Below are 6,527 nucleotides of genomic sequence, written 5' to 3' on the forward strand. Positions count from 1 at the left end.
GCCGGAAGCCGCCACAGGTGCTTAATCAGCGGGGGTGGGGCGTCAGCGGGGCACGACGTCGATCACGGTGACGCCCGCCGGATGGTTTCCCGAGGCCATCGCCACAAGTGCGTCGGGAGCCTCGTCCAACGTAATCCTGCGCTCGATGAGGGCTTCGGGGCGGAGGGTCCCCGAGGCCACCAGTGCGAGGAGTTCGGGGTAGTCCCGGGCCGGCATCCCGTGGCTCCCCAGCACCGTCAGCTCCCGGGCGATCACCGCAGACATTGGAATTACCGGATCGGAGGAGAACAGGCCGATCTGGACGTGCCGGCCCCGTGGCAGGAGGGACAGGATGCCGATCGTTGCCGTCTCCGCGAGCCCGAGGGCGTCGACCGACACGTTCACCCCCTCCGGAACCGAGCTCTCGATCGAGCCGAGGAGTGCCTCCCGGCTCATCCCCGACGAGTCGATGGTCCGTGCGGCTCCGAGCCGGCGCGCCCGCTCGAGCGTCGAACCGTCGATGTCGACGGCGGTGACGGTGGCTCCCAGGGCGACGCCGATCATCACCGCGCTCAGTCCCACGCCTCCGCAGCCGATCACCAGCAGGGATTCGCCCGGCTGCACCCGCGCCTGATGGGCGAGGCCGCGGTAGGCAGTGGCGAACCGGCACCCGAGGAGGGCCGCTGCCCCGCTGTCGAGTTCCGCGGGGACGGGGATGAGGTTGTCGTCGGCATCGTGGAGGGCTACGAGTTCGGCATAGGAACCCCAGTGGGTGAAACCGGGCTGGGTCTGGTTCCGGCACACCTGACCGTTGCCCGAGCGGCATTCGGGACACCGCCCGCACGCGCAGACGAACGGTACGGTGACGCGCTGTCCTGCCGAGAAGCGCCGCACCGCCGCACCCACGGACTCGATGATTCCGACCAGCTCATGACCGGGTACGTGCGGGAGGGCGATACCGGCGTCGTGTCCCAGCCAGCCGTGGACATCGCTCCGGCACAGTCCCGTCGTCTCGACGCGCACGACGACGCCGCGGGGGGTAGGCGCCGGGTCCGCCACATCGCGGAGCACCGGCCGCTGGGAAAACTCTTCGAAATGGACTGCGCGCACTGGTTCCTCCGGGTAGATCCGATAATCCTGCTCTCCGCGCCGTGCGGCCAGATTCCAGCGAGGAAATCCTCAGGTGCAGGGACGGCGAAGAATAGTCAGCCTACTGGGTTTCTCTTTCAATCCGGGTGAACTATGCTTTCGAGACCGGCCTAGCAGAGGGCCATGGAAACCACCACCGTGGAGTTGACCATGGAAAATGTTCCCCAAGTACTTGACCGTCTTCACTCGCCAGTAGTGCAGCAGAGCCCGCCCGCCGCTTCACCATCAGCCCGCCACTCCAGTATCAATCCGCAACTCGATGAGACGGGCTTCCCGGTGAACCTCACCGTGGTTCCCACCCGTCAGCTGCGCGTGATTTGCAACCAGGTCTACCGACTCCTCGACCGCGATTACCCGCCGATGGAAGCCAGGGAGCAGTACGAGTCCCTCGTCGAGGAGATCGAACACCGGGAGAGCATCGCCGAGACACGCGTGGTGCCGCCCGATTCGCGCGGAACCTTCCGAGACAACCCGCTGTTCTCCCGCTTCGAGCTTTTCCAGAACGGCAGGATGGCGGGGTACGTCAAGTACGAGATGCACGGCGGAGACGTCCTTCTCCTCCAGGCCGTGGTGGATCCACGGTTCCACCAGGCGGAGGTGGAGCCGCTGCTGATCCAGCATGTCCTCCTCAACGCGCACCGCCGCCGGCTCGCCGTCGCGCCGTACTGCCCCCAGGTCCGGGAGTTCCTGAACGAGCACCCGCAATACCTCGCACTCCTTCCGACCAGGCAGCGGCACCGCGTGGAGCTCCTCATCGCGGACGCGGAGCTGCACGACGTCTGATCCCTTCCGTTGCACATGAAGAGAAGCAGGGCCGGCCCGATGGCCGGCCCTGCTTCTTCACTGATGCCGCGATGCGGTCGGGTGCAGCGCAGCCCCAGTGTTTCAGTTCAGCGGCTCAGTACAGCGCGGCCTCGGACTCCGAAACGGAGGCGGTGCCAAGGTTCGCGCGGAGCTTGGCACCGAGCGTCTCATCGACGTTCGTCCAGTAGGCGATAGCCCGTTCACGGATGTCGCCGCTGACGACCCCGCCCACGGCCCCGGTGATCGTCTCGAGGAAACGGGCGCGCTCTGCGTCGTCGAAGACCTCGCGGTACAGCGTTCCGGCCTGCCCGAAGTCGTCGTCCTCGGCATGCAGCGAGTGTGCCGCATAGACGAGGTCGCCGTCGTTCTCCCAGCCGCCGTGCGCGCCGTACTGCGCGGGATCAGCGGCGGGACCGCCCACCGAGTTCGGAGCATAGACAGGGGTTGACGCAGCGTTGAAGTGGTACCTGCCGGCGCCGTCCTTCGAGTAGTTGCGGACCTCGTTCTTCGGCATGTTCACGGGAAGCTGCGCGTGGTTGGTTCCCACGCGGTAGCGGTGCGCATCGGCGTAGGAGAAGATGCGTGCCTGCAGCATGCGGTCGGGGCTCGCCGCGATGCCCGGAACGAAGTTCGACGGCGCGAAAGTGGCCTGTTCGATCTGCGAGAAGTAGTTCTCCGGGTTCCGGTTCAGGGTGAGCTTGCCGACCGGGATCAGCGGGTAGTCGGCCTGCGGCCACACCTTGGTGAGGTCGAAGGGATTGAAGCGGTAGTCCTTGGCGTCGTGGTAGGGCATGATCTGGACCTTGAGGTCCCAGCTCGGGTGGTTGCCCTTGGCGATGTTCTCGGCGAGGTCGCGGATATGGTGGTCGGCGTCCGAGCCTGCCAGCGCCTCGGCCTCGTCGACGGACAGCACTTCGTGGCCCTGGTTGGACTTGAAGTGGTACTTGACCCAGAACTTCTCGCCGGCCTCGTTGATCCACATGTAGGTATGGGATCCGTAGCCGTTCATGGTGCGCCAGGAGTTGGGCAGGCCGCGGTCTCCCATGAGCCAGGTGACCTGGTGGGCGGATTCAGGGCTGAGCGTCCAGAAATCCCACTGCATGTCGGCGTCGCGCAGGTTGGTGCCGGGAAGGCGCTTCTGCGAGTGGATGAAGTCGGGGAACTTGATGCCGTCGCGGATGAAGAAGACCGGGGTGTTGTTGCCCACGAGGTCGTAGTTGCCTTCGGCGGTGTAGAACTTCAACGCGAAGCCGCGGGGATCGCGCCAGGTGTCGGGGGAGCCCTGCTCGCCCGCCACCGAGGAGAAGCGCAGCAGCGTCTCCGTGGTGGTGCCCTGCTGGAAGAGGGCCGCCTTGGTGAACATGCTGACGTCTTCGGTGGTTTCGAACACACCGAACGCGCCGCCGCCCTTGGCGTGGACCACGCGCTCGGGGATCCGCTCACGGTTGAACTGCGCCAGCTTCTCGATGAGGTAATGGTCGGTCAGCGGGATGGCTCCGTCACGGCCGACGGCCGAGGAATTGCCGTCGTCGATGACCGGCGCCCCGGACTGCGTCGTACTGAAATTAGCGTTCATTTTGCTCCTTCTGTGGTGAATCTGGTACTTGGTCGGTGGGGTTCGCGGGGGTCTCGCGGCAGTCGTCGCACAGGCCCTGGTACATCACTTCCGCGATCTGGATGGTCATCCGCCTGGAGTCCGGCGCCCACGAGGGAGTCAGGCAGGGCGCGTGGCCCACTGCGCAGTCGACGTCCTCGATGCGCCCGCACCCCGTACATACGGCGTGATGGTGGTTGTCATTCACGCGTGTCTCGTAGCGTGCGGGGGAGTGCGGCGTTTCGATGCGGCGTAGCAGGCCCGCGTCGGTCAGGTCCGCGAGCACCACATAGACGGACTGCACGGTGATGTGCGGCAGTTCGGCGCGCACGGCGGCCGCGGCGTCGTCGGCTGTTGCATGCGGTGAGCGCTCGACGGCGGCGAGGACCGCCAGCCTCTGGCGGGTGACGCGCCTCCCCAGCGAATGCAGCGCGCTCGACCACTGAGCCTCAAGGGCATCAAAGTGGCGCGCTGCTTCGGTCATGACCCGAGTCAACCACTTATTCTGAATAATTCATAATAAGGCGCGCAGGAAAGCCGTCCCGGTCAAGGGGAAAGTCGGTACGGTGGAAGGGTGAACCTCGTGAAGCGCGGCTGGGCCTGGGCACTCGACTACGCCTACGTGGGCTTCTGGCAGGTGCATGGCTTTCTCTTCCGGGCCGACCCCGCCCGGTACCTGCATCCCGACCCGGAAGAGGCGCAGGCAGACAGACTGCCCGTCCTGCTGATTCCCGGCATCTACGAGCGCTGGCAGTTCCTGCGTCCCGTGGCGGACCATCTGCACAGCGCGGGCCACCCCATCCACGTGGTGCGGCAACTCGGCTACAACCTCGGGACGATCGAGGATATGGCGATCCTCGTAGGGCGGTACCTCGAGCAGCAGAATCTCGAGAACGTGGTGGTCGTGGCCCACAGCAAGGGCGGGCTGATCGGGAAGTTCCTCATGACCATGCCGCACCAGGCAGGCCGCGTGAACTGCATGGTCACGGTGAACACGCCGTTTTCCGGCTCCATCTACGCGAACTTCTTCGTGCTTCCGAGCATCCGCGCCTTCGCCCCGGGTAACCGCACCCTTCAGCTACTGCGCGAGAACATCGAAAGCAATACCCGCATCACCTCGATCTACGGCAAATTCGATCCGCACATCCCCGGCGGCAGCTTTCTAGAGGGTGCCCGCAATGTGCAACTCGAGACGATGGGACATTTCCGGCCCATCGCCGATCCCCGGGTGCTGAAGGAAATCGACAAGGCGATTGCCGCAGGTGAGCGGGGGAACTGAGGGGCGCTACCTCCTGGGAAAGTCGTTGCCGCCACGAACCAAAGTGCGGATACACTTTCCCGGTGCCCCGACTCCTTGCTGACATCACGCCCCTCCGGGAGAGCCCTGCCTTTCGGCGGCTCTATATCGGCACGGCGCTTTCGGCGATCGGGACCCAGCTCACCCTGATCGCCGTCAGTCTCCAGGTCTATTCGCTGACGGAATCCACGTTGAGCGTCGGCCTGCTCAGCCTTTTCGCCCTCGTGCCGCTCGTGGTGGCAGGTCTCTACGGCGGAGCGATCGCCGATGCACAGGACCGCCGGAAGGTGGCGCTCGCATCCGGCATCGCCCTGTGGGGGACCTCGATGGGGATCGCCGCGCAGGCCTGGCTCGGCCTCGACAACGTCTGGCTGCTGTACTGCCTCATCGCCCTGCACTCGGGCGCCGCAGGCATCAACCAGCCGACCCGCAGCTCGATCATCCCGCGGCTCGTCCGCCCCGAACTCCTCCCGGCAGCCAACGCACTCAGCATGATCACCTTCGGGCTCGCCTTCACCGTCGGTCCGCTGCTTGCGGGCGTACTGGTGGCGCAGGTGGGCTACGCCTGGACGTACACGGTCGACGTCGTCACGTTCACCTTCGCGCTGTGGGCGGTGTACCGGCTGCCACCCATGCCGCCGGAGGGACCCACCCGGCGGGCAGGCCTCACGACGGTCCTCGAAGGCTTCCGCTTCCTCGGAACGCGGCCGAACATCCGCATGACCTTCATCGTGGACCTTGCGGCCATGTTCCTGGCGCAGCCGCGCGTGCTGCTGCCCGCGGTGGGGGCAGTGCTGATCGGTGGCGGTGAGCTGACGGTCGGCATCCTGTTCGCCTCGGCCGCGTTCGGGTCGGTGCTTGCGGGCCTGTTCTCCGGGCCGCTCGGGCGTATTCACAAGCAGGGGCTCGCGGTCATCTGGTCGATCGTGGGGTGGGGTGCCTCGGTCAGTGCCTTCGGACTGGTGGTGGTGATGGCCGGTTCCAGTATTCCTGCGGCGGAGGGGGAGCTATCGACCTGGGTGCTTCCGGCCGCCCTGTGCCTGGTCCTTGCCGGGATCGCCGACTCCATCAGCAGCGTCTTCCGCAACACCATCCTGCAGTCAGCAACCCCCGACGCGATGCGCGGCAGGCTCCAGGGGGTCTTCATCGTGGTGGTCGCGGGAGGCCCGCGGGTGGGCGATATCGTGGCCGGCGGAAACGCGGCGTGGCTCGGCGAGGGATGGACCGCCGTCGTCGGTGGCCTCGCCTGCATTGTGGTGGTGCTGGCACTCTCGCGCTGGCAGCCACGCTTCGCGCAGTACGATTCGCGGCGGCCCGAAGCCTGAAGCTACCAGCCGACGCCAAGCCCGGGACCGTAGAATCTGGAGAACAGCGAGCCTTGCGGCCACGTTGGACCAGTACACCCCGGTTGGAACCGGGGGCCGTTCTTTGAAGGAGTTGCTGCAGTGCACAATCATCTCAACGGTGCCAAGACGGCGTTGTTGTTCGGCGCCCTCATGGGTATCTTCCTGCTCTTCGGAGCAGTCATCGCCGGCGCCACGGGCAGCTCGGCCTTCCTCTGGATCTTCGCCCTGATCGGTGTCGGGTCCGTTGCCTACAGCTACTGGAACAGTGACAAGATCGCCATTCGCAGCATGAAGGCGGTCGAGGTCAGCGAGCAGCAGGCTCCCGCCATGTACCGCATCGTGCGCGAGCTCAGCGCCC

At 66.0% G+C, this 6,527-nt stretch carries 6 protein-coding genes and 1 pseudogene; 4 read left to right on the top strand and 3 right to left on the bottom strand.

Annotated features, from left to right (window positions below):
- Positions 1-42 precede the first annotated feature (42 nt).
- A complete protein-coding gene (locus Y705_RS0110205; protein ID WP_026532778.1) occupies positions 43-1,089 on the bottom strand; it encodes a zinc-dependent alcohol dehydrogenase family protein in 1,047 nt (348 codons plus the stop codon).
- Between the two features lie 162 nt (positions 1,090-1,251).
- Here Y705_RS0110205 and Y705_RS0110210 point away from each other — a divergent pair, with 162 nt between their 5' ends.
- Entirely contained in the window at positions 1,252-1,911 is a 660-nt protein-coding gene (locus Y705_RS0110210) for a GNAT family N-acetyltransferase (RefSeq protein WP_026532779.1), read from the top strand.
- Between the two features lie 115 nt (positions 1,912-2,026).
- Here Y705_RS0110210 and Y705_RS0110215 read toward each other — a convergent pair whose 3' ends face one another.
- Positions 2,027-3,508, bottom strand: coding sequence for a catalase (locus Y705_RS0110215; protein WP_026532780.1), 1,482 nt, complete (start codon positions 3,506-3,508; stop codon positions 2,027-2,029).
- Positions 3,498-4,010 (bottom strand): Fur family transcriptional regulator, encoded by a 513-nt coding sequence (locus tag Y705_RS0110220; protein WP_026532781.1) that lies wholly within the window; start codon positions 4,008-4,010, stop codon positions 3,498-3,500. Before Y705_RS0110220 ends, Y705_RS0110215 begins: the two co-directional genes overlap by 11 nt.
- A 90-nt stretch (positions 4,011-4,100) precedes the next feature.
- Here Y705_RS0110220 and Y705_RS0110225 point away from each other — a divergent pair, with 90 nt between their 5' ends.
- From Y705_RS0110225 to Y705_RS0110235, 3 genes and pseudogenes are all read left to right on the top strand, one after another.
- Complete coding sequence (locus Y705_RS0110225) at positions 4,101-4,805, top strand: esterase/lipase family protein (RefSeq protein ID WP_026532782.1); 705 nt, start codon at positions 4,101-4,103, stop codon at positions 4,803-4,805.
- 62 nt (positions 4,806-4,867) lie between these two features.
- Positions 4,868-6,148, top strand: coding sequence for an MFS transporter (locus Y705_RS0110230; RefSeq protein WP_026532783.1), 1,281 nt, complete (start codon positions 4,868-4,870; stop codon positions 6,146-6,148).
- Positions 6,149-6,268: 120 nt separating this feature from the next.
- Positions 6,269-6,527 (top strand): annotated as a pseudogene (locus Y705_RS0110235) (protease HtpX); the annotation flags it as partial.

The sequence above is a fragment of the Arthrobacter sp. H41 genome, assembly GCF_000520535.1.
Classification (GTDB): domain Bacteria; phylum Actinomycetota; class Actinomycetes; order Actinomycetales; family Micrococcaceae; genus Arthrobacter_D.